Raw genomic sequence first — 21,494 nt, 5'->3', positions numbered from 1 at the left:
GCGGCTCCTGCATCACGCCACACGTTCCATCTGGCGCACCGCGTTCGCGTCGATCAGCGGATCGAGACGCCCCGCCGTCTCCAGCGCGTTCAGATCGTCGAAACCCCCGACATGCGTGTCGCCGATAAAAATCTGCGGCACTGTGCGGCGTCCCGTGCGCTCGATCAGTGCAAGAGCCGTCGCGCGATCGTTCTGCACGTTGATTTCGCTATACGACAGGCCCTTGCTGGAAAGCAGCGCTTTCGCCGCGAGGCAGTACGGGCAAGTCGGCGTCGTATAGATCGTGATAGCGGACATGGTTGACTCCTTATGTGTATGTCGAAAGCGTTGGGTTACTGGCCGCGATAGATGTCGTCGTATGCGGACGGCGGCGCTGCGAGCGAACGGCCACTCATCGCGCGGAAGCCGGAAGCCGAACTGCCGTTCGTCGACGGACCATACGAAGCCGCGATGAACGCATGCGAGCGATGGAGCACATGCGGCGCGGCGGCCCGATGGCTGGCGGGTTCGGGATAGCGGGTATCGCTTTGCGGAAGCTGGCCGGGCTGCCGGGCGGCGGCGAGTTCGGCGCGGACTTGCGCGCGCGTCGCCGTCGATTGCGATTGGCCGTGGCTTGCAAGCGGCAAACCGAGTGCCGCCGCGATGACGAGCGCCTGATAAACGCGATTCACATTCATGTTGAGCACCTTCGAGAAGAGTCGCCGTCGGCGACGGGACGGCTCGACTGTAGGTGTGCGAGGCCGCGCCGTTAATGTCGGCGCGTCTCATGAAGATGCTCGTTCGGCTCACCGGTTGCCAGTGCGACGCGGCGAAGCGTGATGCGCACTTGCCGCGTGCACTTTGAAGCCTTGCGCGGCAAGGGTTTCTGGCGGGCGCACGAATCCATCGGGCGCAGCTGATCCCTTTCTGAAACTCTCTATTTCGCTGCGTCGGCGAAAGCGGTTTGCACGCGTCCGCCCGATGCGCGCCAGCGCGCCGGCGTCACGCCGATCTGCTTCTTGAACACGCGCTGGAACGCCGCTTCCGACTGATAGCCGACCATCTCGCCGATATCGCCGACGGGCGTCGTCGATTCGAGCAGCGAGCGGCCCGCGATCGTCATACGGACTTCGGTGAGCACATCCGTGGCCGAGCGGCCGATCGCTTCCTGGAACTGCCGCACGAAGGTCGCGCGTGACATGTTGCAGAGCGCCGCGAACTGGTCGAGCGTCCACGGCTTGCCGGGCGATTCGAACATCGCCGATACGGCCGGCTGCAGGCGCGGACGCCCCGCCAGCGCGAGCAACCCGAGCGGTGGCTGCGCCGATTCGCTGGCGAAACGCAGCGTCAATGCAAAGAGCGCCGCCGACAGATGATTGACGAGCGTCTCGCTGCCGGGGCACTCGTCCATCGCCTCTTCGCGCATCAGCTCGATCAGGCGCGCGAGCCGAGAACCCGCGATGCTTTTCACCGAATCCTCGCCGCCGCCGTTCGGCTGCGCGCCGCCGTTTGCGTTCGCGTGCGCGCCGCTGCGCACCACGAGCCGCGACGGCAGATGATCGCGCAGCAATCGGTCCGGCACGGCGCCGAGCAGAAAGCGGCCGCACAGGATGTCGGCGGTTTCACCCGCGCCGCCGTTCTCCGCGACCGTCAGCGTGATGTTGCGCCGCTCCGTCGCCGGGACGGGCTTTGCGCCGCTGCCGTCGTGGATGCGATGCGCGCCGCCTGTCGGAAACACGACGATGTCGCCCGCCACCAGCTTCTCGGGCGGCCCGCTGCCGTCTTCGAGCACCGCGTGACCCGACAGCAGCACGTGATACGGAATCTCGCGCACGCCTGCCGGGCCTTCTTCGATCGCCCAGGGCGCGCCGAAATGGCAGCGGATATCCACGCGTCCGCTCACCGGCATCAGCGACAAAAAGCGGCTTAGCAGATCCATTTGAGCCGAATGAGCATGTATTTGAATCGTTCGAGGATTAGCGCGCCTGACGGCAACCCGTACAGTGGCACCAGTGCAATGCAAACCGATTCTACTGGACGGCAGCGAGGCGCACGGCAGCAACCCGTCGTAAGCCGCCACCCGCCCGTCAGAGCGAGGAACATCATGAAGACGCTTCATATCGATGTGGCTGTTATCGGCGCCGGCAGCGCCGGCCTGCCCGCGTTTCGCGCCGCGAAGGCCGCGGGCGCGAGTGTCGTGCTGATCGAAGGCGGCGCTTATGGAACGACGTGTGCGCGCGTCGGCTGTATGCCGTCGAAGCTGTTGATCGCCGCCGCCGAAGCCGCGCATGCGGCGCGACGCACGGCGCCGTTCGGCGTGCATGTCGATGGCGCCGTGCGCATCGACGGACGCGAGGTGATGGCGCGCGTCAAGGGCGAGCGCGACCGTTTTGTGGGCTTCGTCGTCGAGTCGACGGAAAGCATTCCGGCCGAAGAGCGGCTGATCGGCTACGCGCAGTTCATCGACGACAACGTGCTGCAAGTCGGCGACCATACCCGTGTGCATGCGAAGAGCGTCGTGATCGCGACAGGTTCGTCGCCGTTCGTGCCGCCGATGTACCAGGCGCTTGGCGACCGCGCGATCGTCAACGACGACGTGTTCGCATGGGATGATCTGCCACGCAAGGTGGCCGTGATCGGCGCGGGCGTGATCGGGCTCGAACTGGGGCAGGCGCTCGCGTGGCTCGGCGTCGACGTGACGATGCTCGGCGCGCGCGGCCGTGTCGGCCCGCTGAGCGATCCCGCAATCAAGGGCTACGCGCAACAGGTGTTCAGCGAGTCGTTTCATTTCGAGCCGCATGCGCAAGTGGAAGCGGCGACGCGCGAAGGCGACAGCGTGCATCTGCGCTATCGCGACAGCGCGGGCGAGTTGCGCGAAGACGCGTTCGATTACGTGCTGGTCACGGCGGGCCGCCGGCCGAACGTCGACCGGCTCGGGCTGCACAACACGACGCTCAAACTCGACGCGCGCGGCGTGCCCGTGTTCGATCCCGTGACGCTGCAAGCGGGCACGCATCCCGTGTTCATCGCCGGCGACGCGAACAACGTGCTGCCGCTGTTGCACGAAGCAGCCGACGAAGGCCGCGCGGCCGGCGAAAACGCCGCGCGCTTTCCGGACGTGAAGCCGCTCGTGCGCCGCGCGCCAATTTCAGCCGTGTTCACCGAGCCAGGCATCGCGATGGTCGGTACGCGTCACGCGGACCTCGCCGCGGATTCGTTCGCGACGGGCGAAGTGAGCTTCGAAGACCAGGGCCGCAGCCGCGTGATGCTGCGCAATCGCGGACTGATGCACGTGTACGTGGACAAGGCCTCGCGCCGTTTTGTCGGCGCCGAGTGGATCGGGCCGGACGCCGAACACATCGCGCATCTGCTGTCGTGGGCGCTGCAGATGAACCTCACGGTTGATGCGATGCTGGCGATGCCGTTCTATCACCCCGTCGTCGAGGAAGGACTGCGGACCGCGTTGCGCAATGCAGCGGCGCAACTGCCGAAGACCTGATGAACGTACGGTTGGGTCACTGGTTTGCCGGCGATGAAGGCGGCAAACCAGACCAGCGCATCGTCACGTGCCCTCTTCATGCGGCGGCAGGTACTCCATGTGTTCTTCTTCGTATAGCCGATAAATCAGTTCGAGCATCTGGGTGAGATCTTCCGATTCGTCGAGCTGCCGCATGCTCATGATGATCGGCGACACCAGATTCGAATCGTCGAGTTCCTTGTAGCTCACATCGTCGCGCTTGAGTCCGTACACGCTCGTCGGCACGACGGAGATCCCCTCGCCCGCCGCAACCAGTCCCAACGCGATCTGAAGTTCGCGCGTCTCATAGATGCGCTTCGGCTCCAATCCACGATCGTGGAATGCGGCGAGCACCTGGTCCGCGTAACTCGGGCGCGGCGCTTTCGGAAAGATGATCAGCGTTTCGTTGACGAGATCGTGCAGCGACAACACCGGCTTCAATTCCGACAATGGATGCCCGACGGGCAGTCCGACGATCATCCGTTCCTCGCGCAACACGATGCGCCTGATGCTCGCGTCTTCATGACGGATGCGCCCGAAGCCCACGTCGATCACGCCTTCCTTGAGCGCCTTGATCTGATCCATCGTCGACATTTCGACGAGCGTCAGCTCGACAGCGGGATGTTCGTTGCGAAAGCGGCGAATGATCTTCGGCAACATGCCGTACAGCGTCGAGCCGACGAAACCGACCGACAGGCTGCGCTCGATCTTGCCGACGCGCCGCGTCATCGATTCGAGCTCCGCCGTTTGCGCGAGCAATTGCACCGCGTGCGAATAGAAGAAGCGCCCCGTGTCCGTCAGTTCGACGGGCCGTGAATTGCGCACGAAAAGCTGCACGCCGAGCAGGTCTTCGAGCTGCTGCATCTGGCGGCTCAACGGCGGCTGTGCGATGTGCAGCCGCTGCGCGGCGCGCGTGAAGTTGCGCTCCTCGGCCACGGCGACGAAATAACGCAAATGGCGCAACTCCATGACGATACCCCTCGGATATTGAACTGATACTAAATCAGTGTTGGACGCGCCATATGTGCGCCAACTACTCTTCACACAACCGCAGCGCCCTCACAAATTATACCTTTCGGGTAGCAACCGAATGGGCGAGCGAGACAGCAACCCTGTGGCAGGAGACATCCGATGATCCCCATCTACCCGGACCGCAGTCCGAAGCTCAAGCACATCGACGACTATCTGGTCGAAGATCCGGCGCGCGGCGACTATCGCCTGCATCGCAGCGCCTTTACGGATGAAGCGCTGTTCGAACTCGAGATGCAGCACATCTTCGAGGGCAACTGGATCTATCTCGCGCACGAAAGCCAGATTCCGTCGAACAACGATTACTTCACGACGACGATGGGCCGTCAGCCCGTCGTCATCACGCGCAACCGTCAGGGTGAACTCAGTGCGCTCGTCAATTCGTGCACGCATCGCGGCGCGATGCTGTGTCGCCACAAGCGCGGCAACAAGGCGACGTTCACCTGTCCGTTCCATGGCTGGACCTTCAACAACAGCGGCAAGCTGCTGAAGGTGAAAGACCCGCAAGAAGCGGGTTATCCCGAGTGCTTCAATCACGAGGGCTCGCATGATCTGAAGAAAGTCGCGCGCTTCGAAAACTATCGCGGCTTTCTGTTCGGCAGCCTGAATCCCGATGTGAAGCCGCTTGCCGAATATCTGGGCGAAGCGGCGCGAATCATCGACATGATCGTCGACCAGTCGGAAGACGGCCTCGAAGTGCTGCGCGGTTCGTCGACGTACACGTATGAAGGCAACTGGAAGCTGACTGCGGAAAACGGCGCGGACGGCTATCACGTGTCGGCCGTGCACTGGAATTACGCGGCGACGACCAATCACCGGAAGGAAAAGAACGCGGCCGAAGACAAGATCCGTGCAATGGATGCGGGCGGCTGGGGCCGCCAGGGCGGCGGCTTCTATGCGTTCGAACATGGCCACATGCTGCTGTGGTCGCGCTGGGCCAATCCCGAAGACCGTCCGAACTTCAGTCGCCGTGACGAATTCGCCGCGCGCTGCGGCAGCGAAACAGCCGACTGGATGATCCAGAACTCGCGCAACCTGTGCCTCTATCCGAACGTGTATCTGATGGATCAGTTCGGCTCGCAGATTCGCGTGCTGAAGCCGCTGTCGGTGAACAGGACGGAAGTGACGATCTATTGCATCGCGCCCAAAGGCGAATCCGATGAAGCACGCGCGCGCCGCATTCGCCAATACGAAGACTTCTTCAACGTGAGCGGCATGGCGACGCCCGACGACCTCGAAGAATTCCGCGCCTGCCAGCAAGGCTACGCTGCGCGCGCCGTCGAATGGAACGACATGTGCCGCGGCTCGACGCACTGGATCGAAGGCGCGGACGAAGGCGCGCAAAAGATCGGCCTCAAGCCGCTCCTGAGTGGCGTGAAGACGGAAGACGAAGGGCTTTACACGATCCAGCACCGCTATTGGGTGGAGACGATCCGCAACGCGCTCGCAACGGAAACGCAAGCCGGTGCGGCAAAAAGCGCGGAAAGGAGCGCAGCATGAGCACGATTATCACAGCGCCAACGCTCGCTGAAATTCAAGCGTTTCTCTATCGCGAAGCGCGTCTGCTCGACGACGAGCAATGGGACGAGTGGCTCGAACTCTACCACCCGGACGTCGTCTTCTGGATGCCCTCATGGGACGACACGGATCAGTTGATCACGGACCCGCAGCGCGAGATCTCGCTGATCTACTACCCGAGCCGCCAGGGCCTCGAAGACCGCGTGTTCCGCATCAAGACCGAGCGATCGAGCGCGACGATTCCCGACACACGCACGAGCCACAACATCAGCAACGTCGAACTCGAAAGTGAAGACAACGGCGTCTGCACGGTGCGTTTCAACTGGCACACGCTGAGCCATCGCTACAAGACCAATTACAGCTACTTCGGCATGTCGCGCTATGTGATCGATTTCAACGGCGAGTCGCCGCAAATCCTGAACAAGTATGTCGTGCTGAAGAACGACTACATCAATCAGGTGATCGACGTCTATCACATCTGAACGCGCTTCGCGACTCGCGATCAATCGATCACGAGTCAGCCACGATACGCACGCAGTACAAGGAAGTCAGGAGCAGTCCATGGAACATCGCATTGCACTTCAGTTCGAAGACGGCGTCACGCGTTTCATCACGTGCCGCGACAACGAAACGCTGTCGGATGCCGCCTATCGGCAGAAGATCAACATTCCGCTCGATTGCCGCGACGGCGCATGCGGAACATGCCGCGGCTTTTGCGAATCGGGCTCGTACGACTTGCCGGAATCGAGCTATATCGAAGATGCGCTAACGCCCGAAGAGGCCGCGAAAGGCTATGTGCTCGCCTGCCAGACGCGCCCGCGCTCCGACTGCGTGATCCGCGTGCCCGCTTCATCGGCTGCATGCAAGACGGGCGTCGCGCGTCATGAAGGCACGCTTGCGAGCGTGCACAAGCTCTCCGGTTCGACGATCGAATTTTCGATCGACGTCGATGCACCCGATCAGCTGTCGTTTCTCGCTGGCCAGTATGTGAACGTCGAAGTGCCCGGCAGCGAACTGTCGCGCTCGTATTCGTTCAGCTCTGCGCCGGGCGAATCGCGCGTGTCGTTTGTCGTGCGCAACGTACCCGAAGGCAAGATGAGCACGTATCTGAGCAGCCACGCGCAACCCGGTCAACGCGTGGCGTTTTCGGGGCCCTACGGCGCGTTCTATCTGCGCGAAGCGACACGGCCTGTGCTCTTTCTTGCAGGCGGCACGGGCATCGCGCCGTTCCTGTCGATGCTCGACGTGCTTGCCGCGAAAGACCTTGCAAAGCAGCCGGTGCGGATGGTGTACGGCGTGACCAACGACATCGACCTCGTCGCGCTCGCGCAACTCGATGCGGCGCGAGGCAAGCTGCAAGACTTCGAGTACCGCACCTGTGTCGCCGATGCGTCTAGCCGTCATCCGCTGAAGGGCTACGTGACGGCGCATGTCGAGCCTGAATGGCTCAACGGCGGCGACGTCGATGTGTACCTGTGCGGACCCGTCGCGATGGTCGATGCAGTGCGCGGCTGGCTCGGCGAAATCGGCGTGACACCCGCGAGCTTCCACTACGAAAAGTTCTCTGCCACCAACGCGGCCTGACGATCATGAACCAACGCTTCGAAGGAAAAGTCGTCGTCGTGACGGGCGCGGCGCAAGGGATCGGGCGCGGCGTCGCCATCGCGGCGGCAAGCCAGGGCGCGACGCTCGTGCTGTGCGACCGCTCGGATTTCGTGCATGACGTAGCGGCCGAAATCTCTGCGCCGGGCGCGCGCTGCCTCACCGTCATCGCCGATCTGGAAACGTACGCGGGCGCATGCAAGCTCGCCGACGCGGCGCTCGGCACATTCGGGCGCATCGATGTGCTGATCAACAACGTCGGCGGGACGATCTGGGCGAAGCCGTATCGGGAATACGAGGAAGCGCAGATCGAAGCCGAAGTGCGGCGCTCGCTCTTTCCGACGCTCTGGTGCTGCCGCGCGGTGCTGCCTTCGATGATCGAGCGCAAGCGTGGTGCAATCGTCAACGTCTCGTCGATTGCGACGCGCAGCATCTATCGCGTGCCGTATGCGGCATCGAAGGGCGGCGTGAATGCGCTGACGGCAAGTCTCGCATTCGAGCATGCCGCCGACGGCATCCGCGTCAACGCAGTCGCGACAGGCGGAACGGAAGCACCCGTGCGGCGCGTGCCGCGCAACACCGATACGCAGACGGAGCAGGAAGCGCTCTGGTATCAGGCCATCGTCGACCAGACGAAAGCGACGAGCCTCATGCATCGCTATGGAACGATCGACGAACAGGTCGGCGCGATTCTCTTTCTCGCGTCGGACGAAGCGTCGTACATCACGGGCACCGTGCTGCCCGTGGGCGGCGGCGATCAGGGTTGAAGTCGCGCGCGCAAAAAAAACGCGGCCAAGGCCGCGTTGAAGCGTGGTTGTCTGCTTGCGTGCAGACAGGATAAAACACCGCTAAGTCTAGAGCATTGCGCGAAACAAAAAACGCCGCAACAGGAAATGGACTATCGTTGTTTCCGCAATATTCCGCATTTGGATGGCGATGCACCTCAATCTCGCATCTCATCTCGCCCTGACTTGCGCCAGAGAAAAACAATAGACGCAATGTCCATCACAAAACGTCCACGCCGAAATACAGTTTGTATGTGGCCGCAATAATCGCCGCAGTTCGCTGTTGTGAATATATCGAATGCTCCTTTTTGGTGTTTTTACATTCCTTGCGTGCGCCTTTAGTCTCTCGTTCATTCGCGAAGTACCTGACGAAGTACCTGAATTACCCACACGCAGGAGAAGAGAAGAATGAAGCGCACTGCCCTCTCGATGATGTCGCTGGCCGCGATGGCCGCGACAGCCAGCACCGCCCACGCACAAACCAGCGTCACCTTGTACGGCACGATCGACACGGGGATCACCTACGTTCACAACGCATCGGGCAACAACAGCCTGTGGTCGCTCGGCAATACCAGCGCAGGCAATCTGTCCGGCACACGCTGGGGCCTGAAAGGCGGCGAAGATCTTGGCGGCGGCATGAAGGCGATCTTTCAACTGGAAAGCGGCTTCGATCCGAGCAACGGCAAGCTCAATCAGGGCGGCCGCCTGTTCGGACGTCAGGCATTCGTCGGCTTGACGCATGATCAGTACGGCTCCATTACGCTGGGCCGCCAGTACGACCCGCTGATCGACCTCGTGCAAGGCATCACCGCCGACAACTACTTCGGCAGCGCGTTCGCGACACCGGGCGACGTCGACAACTACGACAACAGCTTCCGCGTGAACAACGCGGTGAAGTACACGTCACCCGTCTTCTCGGGACTTCAGTTCGAAGCGATGTACTCGTTCGGCGGCGTCGCGGGCAGCACGGGCTCCGAGCAGTCGTATTCCGGCGCACTCGCCTATAACAATGGCCCGCTCGGCCTCGCAGCCGGCTACTACTACACGACCAACAGCCCCGCATCGCAAGGCATTCGCACGACATGGAACAGCACGTCGGACGGCACATTCGACGGCCCGATCAACCTCGGTTATCAGACGGCTCACTCGATCGGCATTGCACGCGTCGCGGGCCAATATGCGTTGGGGCCGTTCACGTTCGGCCTCGGCTACAGCAACGCGCAGTATCGCCGCGACGGCAGTTCGGTGTTCGGTTCGAACGAGCGCTACAACACGGGCCAGGGCTTCCTGAACTATCAGGCGTCGCCTGCGATTCTGCTCGGCGCCGGCTATAGCTACACGCATTCGAACGGCGATACGTCGGCCACGTACCACCAGGTGTCGATCGGCGCAGACTACACGCTGTCGAAGCGCACCGATCTCTACATGACGGCCGCGTATCAGCATGCGAGCGGCCAGACGCGCGACGCGACCACCAACACGGTCACCGACGCGCAGGCATCGATCGGCTCGTATGGCTATGCAGGCACGAGCCATCAGGAGATGGTCAACCTGGGCATTCGCCACAAGTTCTAATGCGGCATGCGATGCATCGGGTGTGCGACGCCCGGTGCATTTCCGTGGCGGCACTGGCCGAAATTGGCTCAAGCATTCTGTCGATAATGGCTCTTTCTACAGGCCATTATCGACAGTAATCTCCGTGTGACGGGCTGCCAAGTCCGGCCTATACGGAGATCATCGGATGAACACGAAAGTCTTTCTTGCGGGCGCAACGGGGGCTGTCGGCAGCGCGCTGGTGCCGCTGCTCGTCGACGCGGGCTATACCGTCTACGGCAGCACGCGCCGTCCCGACCGCGCGGCGCGGCTCGAACAGGCGGGCGCCGCGCCCGTCATCGTCGACGTGTTCGATGCGCGTGCGCTCGGCGAGGCGCTGATGCGCATGCAGCCCGCGTGCGTGATCCATCAGCTGACCGACCTGCCGCCCGCGCTCGATCCTTCGAAGATGGCGAACGCGCTCGCAGGCAATGCGCGGATTCGCGACGAAGGCACGCGCAATCTGCTCGCGGCTGCGTTATCGGCGGGCAGCACGCGGTTCATCGCGCAGAGCATCGCGTGGGCTTACCGCGAAGGCGCACAGCCCTACGACGAAACGCAGCCGCTCGACATACATTCGGGAGGCGACCGGCTCGTCACCGTGCGCGGGGTCGTGTCGCTCGAAACGCAGGTGCTGGAGGCGCCGCTCGTCGGCGCGGTGCTGCGCTACGGTCAACTCTATGGGCCAGGCACGGGCTTCGATCACGCGCGAGGCGCGAGTCCGCTGCACGTCGACGCAGCGGCGTTCGCAGCGCTGCTCGCATTGCAACACGGCGCACACGGCACGTTCAACATTGCCGAAGACAATCCCGTCGTGTCCACCGAGAAAGCGAAGCGCGAGCTCGGCTGGTCGGCGAACTGGCGGCGCCCGCTTGCGGGCGTCGAACGATGAACGCCGCACGCAGGCTCGCCGGCGTGCGGCATGTGCGGCATGTGCGGCATGTGCGGCATGTGCGGACGCTCGCCACGCTGTCGCTGCTCGCGCTCGCTCCGCTTGCCGCGCTGCCGACGCGCCCCGCCTTCCAGTGGCTCGCGGCGATGTGCAGCACGCCGCTGTTGAGCGACGCATCGCCGCCTTCCGATGCGGCCCGCCGACCCGCGACGACCGTGCGTCCGCTATCGTGCGAGCCGTTGGCGCACGTGCCCGGCAAGTCCGTGACGACCGTCATCGTCGACTATCCGCCGCGCGCGTTCACGCCCGCGCATCGGCATCCTGGATCGGTGACGGCGTTCGTGATCGAAGGCAGGGTGCGCTCGCAACTGGCTGGCGGTCCCGCGATCGACTATCGCAGCGGTCAGACATGGTTCGAGCCGCCGGGCACCCTGCATGAGTTCGCAGAGAATCCGGACCCCGCACGGCCCGCAAAACTGCTCGCCGTGTTCGTCACCGATTCGGATTGCGGCCCGCTCGTGCTGCCGCCCTGAACGGGCACACGCACGCCCTCGCCCCCGCGCTTTACGTGCGGTACAGCATCCGCTGCAACACGCGCGCGAGCGTTCTCGCGCCCGCATCGATCTCTTGCGCGCCGATGCCCGCGAAGCCCAGCACGAGACCCGCAGGCGCTTCGCGCTGCACCGAGTACGACGACAACGGCCGCGTCTCGATGCCTGCTTCGGCGGCAAGACGGGCGGCGAGCGCGTCGTCGGCGCCTACGGGCAAGAACGCGGGCGCATCGAGACCCGCAACGATGGGCGGCAACGCGAGCAGGCCCGTCCAATGCCGGCGCGCCGCTTCGCGCAGCGCCCCGGCACGCTCGCCATACAGCTCGCGCATGCGCCGCACATGCCGGCCCGCGTGACCTTCGGCGATGAACGCGTGCAGCGTCGCCTGCTGATCGAGCGGCACATGGCGGCTCGTCAGCGACAGCGCCGCGACGAACGGCTCGACGAGACGCGCGGGCAGCACCGCATACGCGATGCGCAGCGCAGGAAACAGCAGCTTGCTGAACGTGCCGCAATAGATCACATGGCCCGCGCTGTCGAGACTCTTGAGCGCGGCAAGCGGACGTCCTTCGAAGCGATATTCGCTGTCGTAGTCATCCTCGATGATGAGCGCGCGATGCGTGTGCGCCCAGTCGAGCAGCGCGAGCCGCCGCTCCAAAGAAAGCGCGGGACCGAGCGGCGCCTGCCGCCCCGCCGTCACGTAAGCGAGCCGCGCGTGCGGCGCAAGCTGACGGCCCGCCGCGACATCGATGCCGTTCGTATCGACGGGCACAGCGGCGATGCGCGCCCCCGCCGCTTCGAACAGCAGACGCGCGCCCGGATAGCCGGGGTCTTCGAGCCACACCGTATCGCCGGGATCGAGCCATAGCCGCGCGGACAGATCGAGCACCTGCTGAACGCTGCCGACGATCGCGACGTGATCCGCCGAACACGCGATGCCGCGCGTCACCCGCACGTGCGCGGCAATCGCCTCGCGCAGCGGCGCATAGCCTTGCGCCTCGCCGTCCGCGAGCATCGAGCGGTTCGACTGGCGCGAGCGGCGCGCGGCGACACGCGCCCACAACGCGAACGGAAACGACTGCAGATCGGGCTGACTCGGGCGAAACGCGCGCGACGGGAACGAGCGCCCCTCGACGGCAAACGTGCTGCGCGCGAGCAGCCGTCCACGCGCGGACAAACCGATGCCCGCGTTGCTGCCGCCATCAGCGGATGGGCCAGCGCTCGCCGCTCGACGAACAACCCGCGCGCCAGCCGAAGCCGGCGTCGACGCGGGCGCTGACGTCGGCGCGGACTCGATACGCACATCCGGCAGTTCGCTCGCGACGAAGCTGCCGCGTCCGACGGCTCCCGACAGATAACCCTCGGCTGCGAGTTGCGCGAACACGCCCAGCACCGTGCCGCGCGACACGCGATGACGCGCAGCCAGGTCGCGGGTTGCGGGCAGGCGCGCGCCCGGTGCAAGCCGCCCGTCCAGGATCGCCGCGCGCAGTTCGCCGTACAGCCAGCGCTGCAACGGCATGCCGTCGGGCCGCGCGTTCAGCGCGATGTCGATTTCGGTTGCGCGGCGCATTTCGATGTGCCTCCTTGCGTAAATGGCTCGATACTCAATCGACGGAACGCGAATATCACCAGGCCAATTCCAGCATTATGCCGACACGACCATTCGCTACGTCAGACAAAAGCCGGCCGCGCAATTGATAAACTGTAATAGTCGGCGAATGCGCACCGGACGCACGTTTCCGCCCGGCCTGTCTCTTGCTTTATGTTGCAGGCCCGCCAATGGCGCGCGCCATCCGCCGACAGACGAACATGCCGAGAACAACCGTGTCAGGCAAAGCCCAGGCAAGCTGCCGCCGCGCATCGATTGCGCGGACGGTGAAGCTGTACCGCACACCGCGCTCGCGCATCGCCTTGCAAACCCGTCCTGTCCCACGGGACAAATTTGCTGCGGGCCGCGCGCCGCGCCCTCTTTCGACGACGTCATGAAACTGCCCATCACCCCGCAACGGCCTTCCGGCAACCGGGTCTATCCATCGGGAACGCCGGGGCTGCTTGGTCTCACGTCGGTGATTACGTTCGTGGTCGTCGTGTGCGGGCTGTACTTCGCGCGCGAGGTGCTGATCCCGATCACGCTCGCGGTGCTGCTGAGCTTTTTGCTCGCGCCGCTCGTCGGCCTGCTGCGCCGGCTTCATTTCGGACAATTGCCGTCGATCTTCGTCGCGGTGCTCACAGCTCTCGTCACGCTGCTTGCCGTCAGCACGCTGATCGGCGCGCAGGTCGCGCAGCTCGCAAGCTCGCTGCCGCAATATCAGGCGGCCATCGAGCGCAAGGTCGAGACCGTGCAGGAAAAAACGGTCGGGCGCGCCGATGCGCTCCTCACGCGCGCCGCCTCCGCGCTTGCGCGCGTCGCGCCCGAACGTCCCGCGCCGCCTCACGAACCGGGCCGCTCGCAGAAGCCGACCGTCGCGGCGCCGCTGCCCGTCGAGGTCCACGAGCCCATTCCGTCGCCGCTGCAGGTCGCGCAGCGCGTGTTCTCGCCTGTCGTCGGGCCGCTCGAGACGATGTTCATCGTGCTCGTCGTGACGATCTTCATCCTGTTGCAGCGCGAAGATCTGCGCGACCGGCTGATACGCCTGTTCGGCGCGCGCGATCTGCACCGCACGACCACTGCGATCAACGATGCCGCGAGCCGTCTGTCGCGCTACTTCGTCGCGCAACTGGGCGTGAACCTCGGCGCGGGCGCGACCATCGCGATCGGGCTCGCGATCATCGGTGTGCCGGGCGCGCTGCTGTTCGGCGTGCTGACTGCGCTGTTGCGTTTCGTGCCGTATATCGGCACATGGATCGCGGGGCTGCTCGCCGTGATTCTCGCGGCCGCGATCCAGCCGCAATGGACGATGGCCGTGTGGACTCTTGTGCTGTTCGTCTCCATCGATGTCGTCGCCGGCCAGGTTGTCGAGCCGCTGCTGTATGGGCATAGCTCGGGACTTTCGCCGCTTGCCGTCGTCGTCGCGGCGATTTTCTGGAGCTGGCTGTGGGGGCCTATCGGCCTCGTGCTGTCGACGCCCCTCACGTTGTGCCTCGTCACGCTGGGCCGCTATGCGGAGCGTCTGAAGTTCCTGACGGTGCTGCTCGGCGATCAGCCCGCGCTCACGCCCGCGCAGAATTTTTATCAGCGGCTGCTCGCCGACGATCCGCACGAAGCGATCGTGCAGGCCGACCGCTTCCTGAGAGAGATGCCGCTCACGCGCTACTACGACGACGTCGCGCGCGAAGGCTTGCGGCTCGCACGCAACGATGCGCTGCGCGGCGTGTTCGCGCCCGAACAGCTCGCGCGGATGAACGAGACGCTCGTCGATATCGTCGAGAACCTCGAGCAGTTCGACGGCTTGCCGGAGCACAAGCCCGATCCGAATGCGCTCGATGCGCTGCCCGCCGTGCTGCCCGAGGACGCCGCCGCGCAACGCGTCGTGTGCGTGGCGGGCCGCGGCGCATTCGACGAAGTCACGACGGCCATCGCGCTGCAACTGCTGACGCGCCGCGGCTTTGCGCCCGTCGTGACGAACTACGCGCACTTCAGGCGCGGCCACGCGGATACGCTCGGCATCGAGGGCGCGGCGATCATCTGCGTGATCACGCTCGATGCGCCTGAAGCGCCGCCCTATCTGCGCAATCTGTTGCGGCGCATTCGCGAGCGCGCGCCCGGCGCGCAACTGATCGTCGGTATCGGCGGACAGTCGGCGCGCGTCGATGAAGTGGGCGCGCTGAACGGCACGCACAACGCGAACGCATTCGGCGATCTCGTCAATCAATGCGTGCAGGCCGCCTGCGCGATGGCTACGCCGCTCGTCGAGAAATCGGCCCGGAGCATCGGCGCGTAAACGGGCCGCTCTTCGTTCCGTGCGTTCACGTGGCTTCGTAATGCGTCACGTGCTTCATACGTTCGGCGTATTTCTATCGATGAAGCGTCGCGTGCCCGCGTGTTCATGCGGCAAAAAATCCCTGCGGTGATAAGCTCAATGAAAGCGCGCGTCGCATTGTTCGCAAGCTTTTGTCATTCGCCGCCGGGAGGCCCATGCCCGCGTCCGCCTCGCATTGCAGGCAACAGATACGGCTGTGCACGGCCCGCGACGGTATGCGCATCGCGTACGCGACGACAGGCAAGGGACCGCCCATCGTCAAGGCCGCAAACTGGCTGAGCCATCTGGAATTCGATCCCGACAGTCCCGTCTGGCATCACATGATCGCGGAACTGTGCCGCGAACACACGCTGATCCGCTACGACCAGCGCGGCTGCGGTCTGTCCGATCACGACGTCGCGGATATCTCATTCGATGCGTGGAAGCACGACCTCGTCTCCATCATCGATGCGAGCGGCGTCGATCGCTTTGCGCTGCTCGGCATTTCGCAGGGCGCGTCGATTGCAATCACGTATGCCGTTGCGTTTCCCGCGCGCGTATCACATCTGATCCTGCACGGCGGCTATGCACGCGGACGGCTCGTCCGTTCGCGCACGGAGCAGTCGCGCGAAGAAGCGCAGACGCTGATCAAGCTCGCCGAGATCGGCTGGGGCCAGCACAATCCCGCGTTTCGCCAGTTCTTCACCACGCAGTTCATTCCGGGCGGCAGCGCAGAACAGCATCGCTGGTTCAACGAACTCGAACGTATTTCGACGACGCCGCAAAACGCTGCGCGCATCATGCGCGTATTTAATAGCATCGACGTCGTCGATCTGCTGCCGCACGTGCAGTGTCCGACGCTCGTCATGCATGCCGTGCGCGACGCGCGCGTGCCGTTCGAAGAAAGCCGCCTGCTTGCCAGCATGATTCCGGGCGCGCGCTTCGTGCCGCTCGAAAGCGACAACCATCTGACGCTCGATTGCGAGCCCGCGTGGCAGCGCTGGCGCAATGAAGTGCGCGCGTTCCTGCCGCCCGCGAATGCGGCCGACCCGGTGTTCTCGTCGCTCACGCGGCGCGAGCGCGAGATCGTCGAACTGATCGCGGGCGGTCGCGACAATGCGCAGATCGCTGCGCGACTCGGTCTCTCCGAGAAGACCGTGCGCAATCACATCACGAGCATCTTCTCGAAGCTCGAAGTGGAAAGCCGCGCGCAGGCGATCGTGATGGCGCGCAAGGCGGGCTTCGACGCGCCCACTACATGACGGTCATGTGAGACGTTCGCGTGACGCTCATGCGCCGCTTTGCGCGGCACATATCAGGGCGCACATCGGGGCGTCTGTCCCGGCTTTTTTCCGCGTTGTTGCGGTGCTTATCGGCCACACCGGGACGCGTGTCTCATGTCCGTTGCGACGGCCGTCAACAGAATGCGTTCCTGAGCGATACGTCACGACGCGCAACACGCAGCTGGCCGCGGCGCAGCGCTTTGAGTCGGCGCCTTCTTGCGTCGTTCTCTTTCTGGCGCCATCCCCACTGCAATCCCGCAACTGCCCCCATCGCAGGCCCACCTGGCTTCAGCGCCGGGGCCGACAGGAATCCGAAGATGCAAGCCGTAGAGTATTCACTGCCTTCTCATCGCTACGCCAAATGCGTCGAAGTGTCCAAGCGCATCCGCTGGGACATCGACGACGACGTGATACGCGGACGCACGCTCGATACCACTCAGAAGTTTTTGCCCGACGGGCTGTCCCAGGCCTATCGCCTGCCGTTCCTGAATGAAGCCGAACGCCGTTTCTGGTCGCAGGTACAGGGGCGCACTTACGCGAATATGTTCCGGCTCGTCGAACGCTTCATCGGCGCGAAGATGCTCGAACTCGGACGCGATCACGCGCTAGGCGACCAGATCGCGCTCGAAGCGATCGTGCGTCTCACCGACGAGGAACTGAAGCACCAGGAGCTGTTCCGCCGCATGGAACTGCTCGCGGGCGCAGACATGCCCGCGGGTTATCGCTTCCTGCCCGATGCCGACGATGTCGCTTCCTTCGTGCTCGGCAAATCGACATGGTCGATTCTCGCGCTGACGTGCCACATCGAAATCTTCTCGCAGGTGCACTACCGGCAGAGCATCGAAGCCGACGACAGCCTGTCGCCGCTCTTCAAGGACGTGTTCATGTATCACTGGAAGGAAGAGTCGCAGCACGCGATCATCGACGAACTCGAATGGATGCGTGAGGACGCGAAGCTCGGCAAGCCCGAGCGCGACGCCGCCGTCGGCGATCTGATCGCGCTCGTGGCGGGCGTCGATGGGCTCGTGCAGATCCAGGCGAAAGAAGATGCCGCGTACTTTTGCGAGCATGTGGGCCGCACGCTGATGCACGCCGAATTCGCGGAAGTGCAGGCGGCGATGCTCGACGCGTATCGTTGGCAATACATCGTGTCGGGCGTCGAAGAGCCGCGCTTTCGCTCGCTGCTCGGCAGCCTGATCGATGAAGAGCAAGGCAAGCGCATCTTCGACGCGCTCACGCCGGTCATGAAGCCGACGCTGCAACGTCAGACGCTGCCGCTCGTCTGAGTCCGTTGCGTCTGCGAGCAAGCAACAACACAAAAAAGGCCCCGGCACGCGAACGATGCCGGGGTCAAGCTTGCGCTGTTGTGTTCTGCTCTTCTACGCGTGCAAGACAAGAGAGCAGAGTCTGACGTCGGATCAAGAAAGTATTGTGAAACGTCCACCAAGAAGAATTAACAATTCACCTGACTCTTTTTATGGAAAGTCGTCAGAAAGGAAATACGCGAGTCGCAATGCGATTGCGCTTCAAAGAACCCCGGCATTAAGTACCACTCCTCTTTCGACTCGCGCGGCCAATGCAGCATAGTCGACGGGCACACTTTCCAGAGGCGCGCTCGCCTGCTCTGCGATCGGCTTGCCCAAAGCGAACTCGACACAGCATTTCGCGAGCACGTCGGTCGGATCGACGAGGTGCGCGGTGCGGCCTCGGCGCGAAACGGTGGCCGCTTGCGGAAAGAGCAGCGGCAATTCCGTGCACGCCAGCAGAATCACTTCGACTTCCTGCAACAGCAGGCTCTCGATCGCGGCGATGATGTCGTCGACGCATTCGCCGCTCGTGTAGCCCGCTTTCACGCCGCGCGTCCCGTAGATTGCCTTCGTCACCCGTGCCTGCATCGCGGCGGACGGCAAGACCTAGGTCAGTCCGCGCGCTTCGAGCGCGCTTCGATACACGCCGCTCGCAAGCGTGCCATCGGTTGCGAGCAGACCGATATGTTCGACTGCGGGAAATGTCGTACGCAGATGATCGGCCGTCACGCTCATCATGCTGACGATGGGCACGCGCAATCGCGCTTCAATCGGCGCGATGAACGCATGCGCGGTATTGCAAGGAATGGCGATCACATCGGCGCCGCCGTCTTCGAGCTTTCGGCAAGTTGCATAGAGCGCGAGCGTCGGGTCCACGCCATTGCCCATCAGATAATCGGTGCGATCGGGAATCTGCGGGTTCTGTTCGACGATGATCTTGATGTGGTCCTGGTCGCGGACGGCGGGCGTATTGCGCACGACCTTGTGCATGAAGTCGACGGTCGCGGCGGGCCCCACTCCGCCGACGACGCCGAGCGTGATCTGGCGCGCCGGCTTGCGATGATCGGCTGTGATCAGATGCCGCGCGTAGGCTGCGTACGAGTCGACGATGGGCACCGCGAGCGCGCCGAGCCGTTGCACCGATAGCGCGCTATCGATCGTGGCCGGCAACAGCACATCGACGCCCTGCGCAATCAGCGAGTCACAGGCGGCACGCAGCGCGCCCGCGTCCTCGACTCCCACGCTGACCACGTCGATACGCACGCGCGCGCCGTAACATTCGAAAAGCCGCCGCTCGCACAGCAGCGGCGAAGTCAGCACGCCGACGCGCCGCGCGAACGGAAAACGCTGCCGGATATGTGCAAAGAGCGCAGCGATCATATCGACCACCACGACACGCGTGTTCGCCTGCAATTCGTCGATGAACAGATGGCTCTCGAAACACGGCAACGCGACGGCCAGCACGCCGCGCTGTTCGAAATCGCGAATCGCGTCGAATGTGCGCAGCTGGTGTTCCGCAGAACCGGCAACAGGTGGATTGGAGTCGCGGCGCTTGTCACTCGCGCCGCGTTCGACAGCAATATCGAGCGGCTGAAAGTGGCGTGCAGCCGAATTCGCGTAATGCATCTTGCGCAATAGCTCCGCGCTTGCGAGACGCGCCGCGCCGCCGACAATGCCGAATGCGCGCCGCCCAATAACAGACGATGGTTTCATTAAAGCCCTCGTTGGCTTGTTTTATTGGAGGCACGCATTCCGGCAATCGTATTGCGCGTTGCCGGCGCCCTGTTTCAATCCGCTTTGTCGCGCCATTCAGAATATAAATCCGAATGACCGTTTATGTCGCATGAATAAAGCCGATGGCCGACTTATAAACAACATGTTTTATGTTTATTCCTTCGCATTAGCGTGCGGCGATTATGTTCGCCTCACTGAGCCCACTGGTTAACCCCAGGCGGCGCCGTAATTGTCAATTCGAGGTGTTGAATGCATTTGAAAACACGTCGCGTCTCGGGTCCGGCCCTTGCTCGATTCGGTGCCTTGGGGGAGAGAGTGACGGGAGATCAACGGGGATGGCTACGAAAAACCCGCGCGACAGTGACGACGTATTGCAATGGCGGCCGATTCCCACGCATATGTCCAATCACCGGCGCGTACTGGTCGTCGACGATTACGCGGATGCCGCCGATGCGCTGCAACTGCTGCTGTACGCCAATGGCTTCGAGTGCCGCGCAATGCATGGCGCGGAGGATGTCTGCGAATTCGCGGCCGCATGGCAGCCATTTGCCGTCGTGCTCGACATCGCGATGCCGGGCGTCGACGGACTCGAACTGGCGCGACGTCTGCGTGCGTCGCCGTCGACTTCCCACATGTTGCTGATCGCGTGCACGGGCTACGCATCGCAGTCCGACCGCGAGCGCGCGCGTGAAGCGGGCTTCGACGCGCATTGCGCAAAGCCGCTGACGCCGCAACGCCTGCTCGCCCTGTTGAAGCGGGCCGTGTCCGAATCGGATAACGTGCAGCGAAACGACGGCTTGTAATTCATACACGCATCGCGCGGTTCGTGAGTGCGCTCGTACCGTCAGGTCTCATCGTGCCCCGCGCGCGCGACGTCCAACGTTTCAGGGCCTCAGTGGGCACACGGACTGCTGCCATATCGTTAGTCCTTGCCAATCAAGGGTTTCGCGACCCTCATCGGCGCGGTGATGCACCCAGGGAGGCGCAAACCGTGGACTTTGCGTTGACAGACAGGAGAACTCAAATGCATAGAAGAAATTTCATCTTCAGCACGGGTGCCGCACTCGCCGCCGGCAGCATGGCTCTCGCCGGCTGCACGACGACGCCTTCGAACTCCACGACAGCAACCAGTAACGCGGACAAGCGCAGAGCGATCAATTCGAGCGTCGATGAAACGCTGTCGCGCCTTTATACGAGCGTCCACGGCTCGCGTGAGCTCGTCGCGAAATCGCGTGGCGTGCTGGTGTTTCCGTCGGTCGTGCAGGCGGGCTTCTGGATCGGGGGTCAGTATGGCCAGGGCGCGTTGCGTGTCGGCGGGCAACCGGTCGGCTATTACAGCACGGCAGCCGGCTCGTTCGGTCTGCAGATCGGCGCGCAGTCGAAGGGCGTGATCTTTCTCTTCATGACGCAGGATGCGCTCGACCGCTTCCGCAACAGCCAGGGCTGGTCGGTCGGCGGCGATGCGACGGTCGCGCTCGTGAAGGTGGGTGCGAACGGCAACATCGACTCGACGACGGCCACGGCGCCCGTTCAGGCGTTCGTGCTGACCAATGCGGGCCTGATGGCGGGCGTATCGCTCGAAGGCACGAAGATCTCGCGGCTTGATATCTGAGTCTTGAGCACTAATTTGCGGGGCCGTGCAACGCGCCGCAACTTCCCAGCGCTGCCGCGGCTCGTAAAGCACTGCTGTAAAAAAGCGCCATTTTCAACGCGTGTTTTACATCCGGCGTACGGCGCGCTTCGCATCGCAGGGGACGGTTGCGCGCAGTGCGTGAATGTCTGACGTGTCAGCAACGGGCTTCGAT

At 63.6% G+C, this 21,494-nt stretch carries 18 protein-coding genes and 1 pseudogene; 13 read left to right on the top strand and 6 right to left on the bottom strand.

Features of this window, described 5'->3' with window-relative positions:
- Positions 1–12 precede the first annotated feature (12 nt).
- From grxC to BMW76_RS11175, 3 genes are all read right to left on the bottom strand, one after another.
- A complete protein-coding gene (grxC, locus tag BMW76_RS11185; RefSeq protein WP_090865186.1) occupies positions 13–297 on the bottom strand; it encodes a glutaredoxin 3 in 285 nt (94 codons plus the stop codon).
- Positions 298–332: 35 nt separating this feature from the next.
- A complete protein-coding gene (locus tag BMW76_RS11180; RefSeq protein ID WP_245763175.1) occupies positions 333–677 on the bottom strand; it encodes a DUF4148 domain-containing protein in 345 nt (114 codons plus the stop codon).
- A 239-nt stretch (positions 678–916) separates the two neighbouring features.
- Positions 917–1,918 (bottom strand): AraC family transcriptional regulator, encoded by a 1,002-nt coding sequence (locus tag BMW76_RS11175; RefSeq protein WP_090865185.1) that lies wholly within the window; start codon positions 1,916–1,918, stop codon positions 917–919.
- Between the two features lie 165 nt (positions 1,919–2,083).
- Here BMW76_RS11175 and BMW76_RS11170 point away from each other — a divergent pair, with 165 nt between their 5' ends.
- Complete coding sequence (locus BMW76_RS11170) at positions 2,084–3,478, top strand: dihydrolipoyl dehydrogenase (protein ID WP_090865184.1); 1,395 nt, start codon at positions 2,084–2,086, stop codon at positions 3,476–3,478.
- 63 nt (positions 3,479–3,541) lie between these two features.
- Here BMW76_RS11170 and BMW76_RS11165 read toward each other — a convergent pair whose 3' ends face one another.
- Positions 3,542–4,465 carry a LysR family transcriptional regulator gene (locus BMW76_RS11165; RefSeq protein ID WP_090865183.1) on the bottom strand — a complete coding sequence of 308 codons (924 nt, stop codon included), beginning with the start codon at positions 4,463–4,465 and terminating at the stop codon, positions 3,542–3,544.
- Positions 4,466–4,627: 162 nt separating this feature from the next.
- Here BMW76_RS11165 and benA point away from each other — a divergent pair, with 162 nt between their 5' ends.
- From benA to BMW76_RS11130, 7 genes are all read left to right on the top strand, one after another.
- On the top strand, positions 4,628–6,025 hold the full coding sequence (gene benA / locus BMW76_RS11160) for a benzoate 1,2-dioxygenase large subunit (RefSeq protein ID WP_090865182.1): 1,398 nt from the start codon (positions 4,628–4,630) through the stop codon (positions 6,023–6,025).
- Complete coding sequence (gene benB, locus BMW76_RS11155; RefSeq protein WP_090865181.1) at positions 6,022–6,525, top strand: benzoate 1,2-dioxygenase small subunit; 504 nt, start codon at positions 6,022–6,024, stop codon at positions 6,523–6,525. The genes benA and benB overlap by 4 nt, the downstream gene beginning before the upstream one ends.
- Positions 6,526–6,604: 79 nt before the next feature.
- Entirely contained in the window at positions 6,605–7,627 is a 1,023-nt protein-coding gene (gene benC / locus BMW76_RS11150) for a benzoate 1,2-dioxygenase electron transfer component BenC (protein ID WP_090865180.1), read from the top strand.
- Positions 7,628–7,632: 5 nt separating this feature from the next.
- The gene (locus tag BMW76_RS11145) at positions 7,633–8,412 is read left to right on the top strand and encodes a 1,6-dihydroxycyclohexa-2,4-diene-1-carboxylate dehydrogenase (protein ID WP_090865179.1); all 780 of its coding nucleotides are present in this window, start codon (positions 7,633–7,635) and stop codon (positions 8,410–8,412) included.
- A 426-nt stretch (positions 8,413–8,838) separates the two neighbouring features.
- On the top strand, positions 8,839–10,005 hold the full coding sequence (locus BMW76_RS11140) for a porin (protein ID WP_090865178.1): 1,167 nt from the start codon (positions 8,839–8,841) through the stop codon (positions 10,003–10,005).
- A gap of 166 nt (positions 10,006–10,171) precedes the next feature.
- Positions 10,172–10,915, top strand: a complete 744-nt coding sequence (locus BMW76_RS11135; RefSeq protein ID WP_090865177.1) for an NAD-dependent epimerase/dehydratase family protein — start codon at positions 10,172–10,174, stop codon at positions 10,913–10,915.
- Positions 10,912–11,448 (top strand): cupin domain-containing protein, encoded by a 537-nt coding sequence (locus tag BMW76_RS11130; protein ID WP_090865176.1) that lies wholly within the window; start codon positions 10,912–10,914, stop codon positions 11,446–11,448. The genes BMW76_RS11135 and BMW76_RS11130 overlap by 4 nt, the downstream gene beginning before the upstream one ends.
- A gap of 31 nt (positions 11,449–11,479) precedes the next feature.
- On the opposite strand, the gene pdxR is transcribed toward BMW76_RS11130, so the two are convergent.
- Complete coding sequence (pdxR, locus tag BMW76_RS11125; protein ID WP_090865175.1) at positions 11,480–13,036, bottom strand: MocR-like pyridoxine biosynthesis transcription factor PdxR; 1,557 nt, start codon at positions 13,034–13,036, stop codon at positions 11,480–11,482.
- 412 nt (positions 13,037–13,448) lie between these two features.
- Between pdxR and BMW76_RS11120 the strand changes: the two genes are divergently transcribed.
- The 3 genes from BMW76_RS11120 (at position 13,449) to BMW76_RS11110 (ending at position 17,934) form a co-directional block, all read left to right on the top strand.
- Entirely contained in the window at positions 13,449–15,347 is a 1,899-nt protein-coding gene (locus BMW76_RS11120) for an AI-2E family transporter (RefSeq protein ID WP_090865174.1), read from the top strand.
- A gap of 194 nt (positions 15,348–15,541) precedes the next feature.
- On the top strand, positions 15,542–16,627 hold the full coding sequence (locus tag BMW76_RS11115; RefSeq protein ID WP_090865173.1) for an alpha/beta fold hydrolase: 1,086 nt from the start codon (positions 15,542–15,544) through the stop codon (positions 16,625–16,627).
- A gap of 338 nt (positions 16,628–16,965) precedes the next feature.
- A complete protein-coding gene (locus BMW76_RS11110) occupies positions 16,966–17,934 on the top strand; it encodes a hypothetical protein (protein WP_090865172.1) in 969 nt (322 codons plus the stop codon).
- Between the two features lie 240 nt (positions 17,935–18,174).
- On the opposite strand, the pseudogene cuyB reads toward BMW76_RS11110, so the two are convergent.
- Positions 18,175–19,668, bottom strand: a pseudogene (gene cuyB, locus BMW76_RS11105) (cysteate racemase).
- A 356-nt stretch (positions 19,669–20,024) separates the two neighbouring features.
- Here cuyB and BMW76_RS11100 point away from each other — a divergent pair.
- Positions 20,025–20,492 carry a response regulator gene (locus BMW76_RS11100; RefSeq protein WP_090865171.1) on the top strand — a complete coding sequence of 156 codons (468 nt, stop codon included), beginning with the start codon at positions 20,025–20,027 and terminating at the stop codon, positions 20,490–20,492.
- Between the two features lie 221 nt (positions 20,493–20,713).
- Entirely contained in the window at positions 20,714–21,301 is a 588-nt protein-coding gene (locus BMW76_RS11095) for a BPSL1445 family SYLF domain-containing lipoprotein (RefSeq protein WP_090865170.1), read from the top strand.
- Positions 21,302–21,494: the final 193 nt, after the last annotated feature.

The sequence above is a fragment of the Paraburkholderia diazotrophica genome (assembly GCF_900108945.1).
Classification (GTDB): Bacteria; Pseudomonadota; Gammaproteobacteria; order Burkholderiales; family Burkholderiaceae; genus Paraburkholderia; species Paraburkholderia diazotrophica.
This window is presented reverse-complemented; position numbering and strand designations above follow the sequence as displayed.

Excerpts from the sequence above, each read along its gene's own strand:
- BMW76_RS11120 (WP_090865174.1), top strand. The coding sequence starts at position 13,449 with ATGAAACTGCCCATCACCCCGCAACGGCCTTCCGGCAACCGGGTCTAT.
- BMW76_RS11095 (WP_090865170.1), top strand. The coding sequence starts at position 20,714 with ATGCATAGAAGAAATTTCATCTTCAGCACGGGTGCCGCACTCGCCGCC.
- BMW76_RS11130 (WP_090865176.1), top strand. The coding sequence starts at position 10,912 with ATGAACGCCGCACGCAGGCTCGCCGGCGTGCGGCATGTGCGGCATGTG.
- grxC (WP_090865186.1), bottom strand. The coding sequence starts at position 297 with ATGTCCGCTATCACGATCTATACGACGCCGACTTGCCCGTACTGCCTC.
- BMW76_RS11100 (WP_090865171.1), top strand. The coding sequence starts at position 20,025 with ATGGCTACGAAAAACCCGCGCGACAGTGACGACGTATTGCAATGGCGG.
- BMW76_RS11165 (WP_090865183.1), bottom strand. The coding sequence starts at position 4,465 with ATGGAGTTGCGCCATTTGCGTTATTTCGTCGCCGTGGCCGAGGAGCGC.
- BMW76_RS11140 (WP_090865178.1), top strand. The coding sequence starts at position 8,839 with ATGAAGCGCACTGCCCTCTCGATGATGTCGCTGGCCGCGATGGCCGCG.
- BMW76_RS11135 (WP_090865177.1), top strand. The coding sequence starts at position 10,172 with ATGAACACGAAAGTCTTTCTTGCGGGCGCAACGGGGGCTGTCGGCAGC.
- BMW76_RS11115 (WP_090865173.1), top strand. The coding sequence starts at position 15,542 with ATGCCCGCGTCCGCCTCGCATTGCAGGCAACAGATACGGCTGTGCACG.
- BMW76_RS11170 (WP_090865184.1), top strand. The coding sequence starts at position 2,084 with ATGAAGACGCTTCATATCGATGTGGCTGTTATCGGCGCCGGCAGCGCC.
- benB (WP_090865181.1), top strand. The coding sequence starts at position 6,022 with ATGAGCACGATTATCACAGCGCCAACGCTCGCTGAAATTCAAGCGTTT.
- BMW76_RS11180 (WP_245763175.1), bottom strand. The coding sequence starts at position 677 with ATGAATGTGAATCGCGTTTATCAGGCGCTCGTCATCGCGGCGGCACTC.
- BMW76_RS11175 (WP_090865185.1), bottom strand. The coding sequence starts at position 1,918 with ATGGATCTGCTAAGCCGCTTTTTGTCGCTGATGCCGGTGAGCGGACGC.
- BMW76_RS11145 (WP_090865179.1), top strand. The coding sequence starts at position 7,633 with ATGAACCAACGCTTCGAAGGAAAAGTCGTCGTCGTGACGGGCGCGGCG.
- benA (WP_090865182.1), top strand. The coding sequence starts at position 4,628 with ATGATCCCCATCTACCCGGACCGCAGTCCGAAGCTCAAGCACATCGAC.
- pdxR (WP_090865175.1), bottom strand. The coding sequence starts at position 13,036 with ATGCGCCGCGCAACCGAAATCGACATCGCGCTGAACGCGCGGCCCGAC.
- benC (WP_090865180.1), top strand. The coding sequence starts at position 6,605 with ATGGAACATCGCATTGCACTTCAGTTCGAAGACGGCGTCACGCGTTTC.
- BMW76_RS11110 (WP_090865172.1), top strand. The coding sequence starts at position 16,966 with ATGCAAGCCGTAGAGTATTCACTGCCTTCTCATCGCTACGCCAAATGC.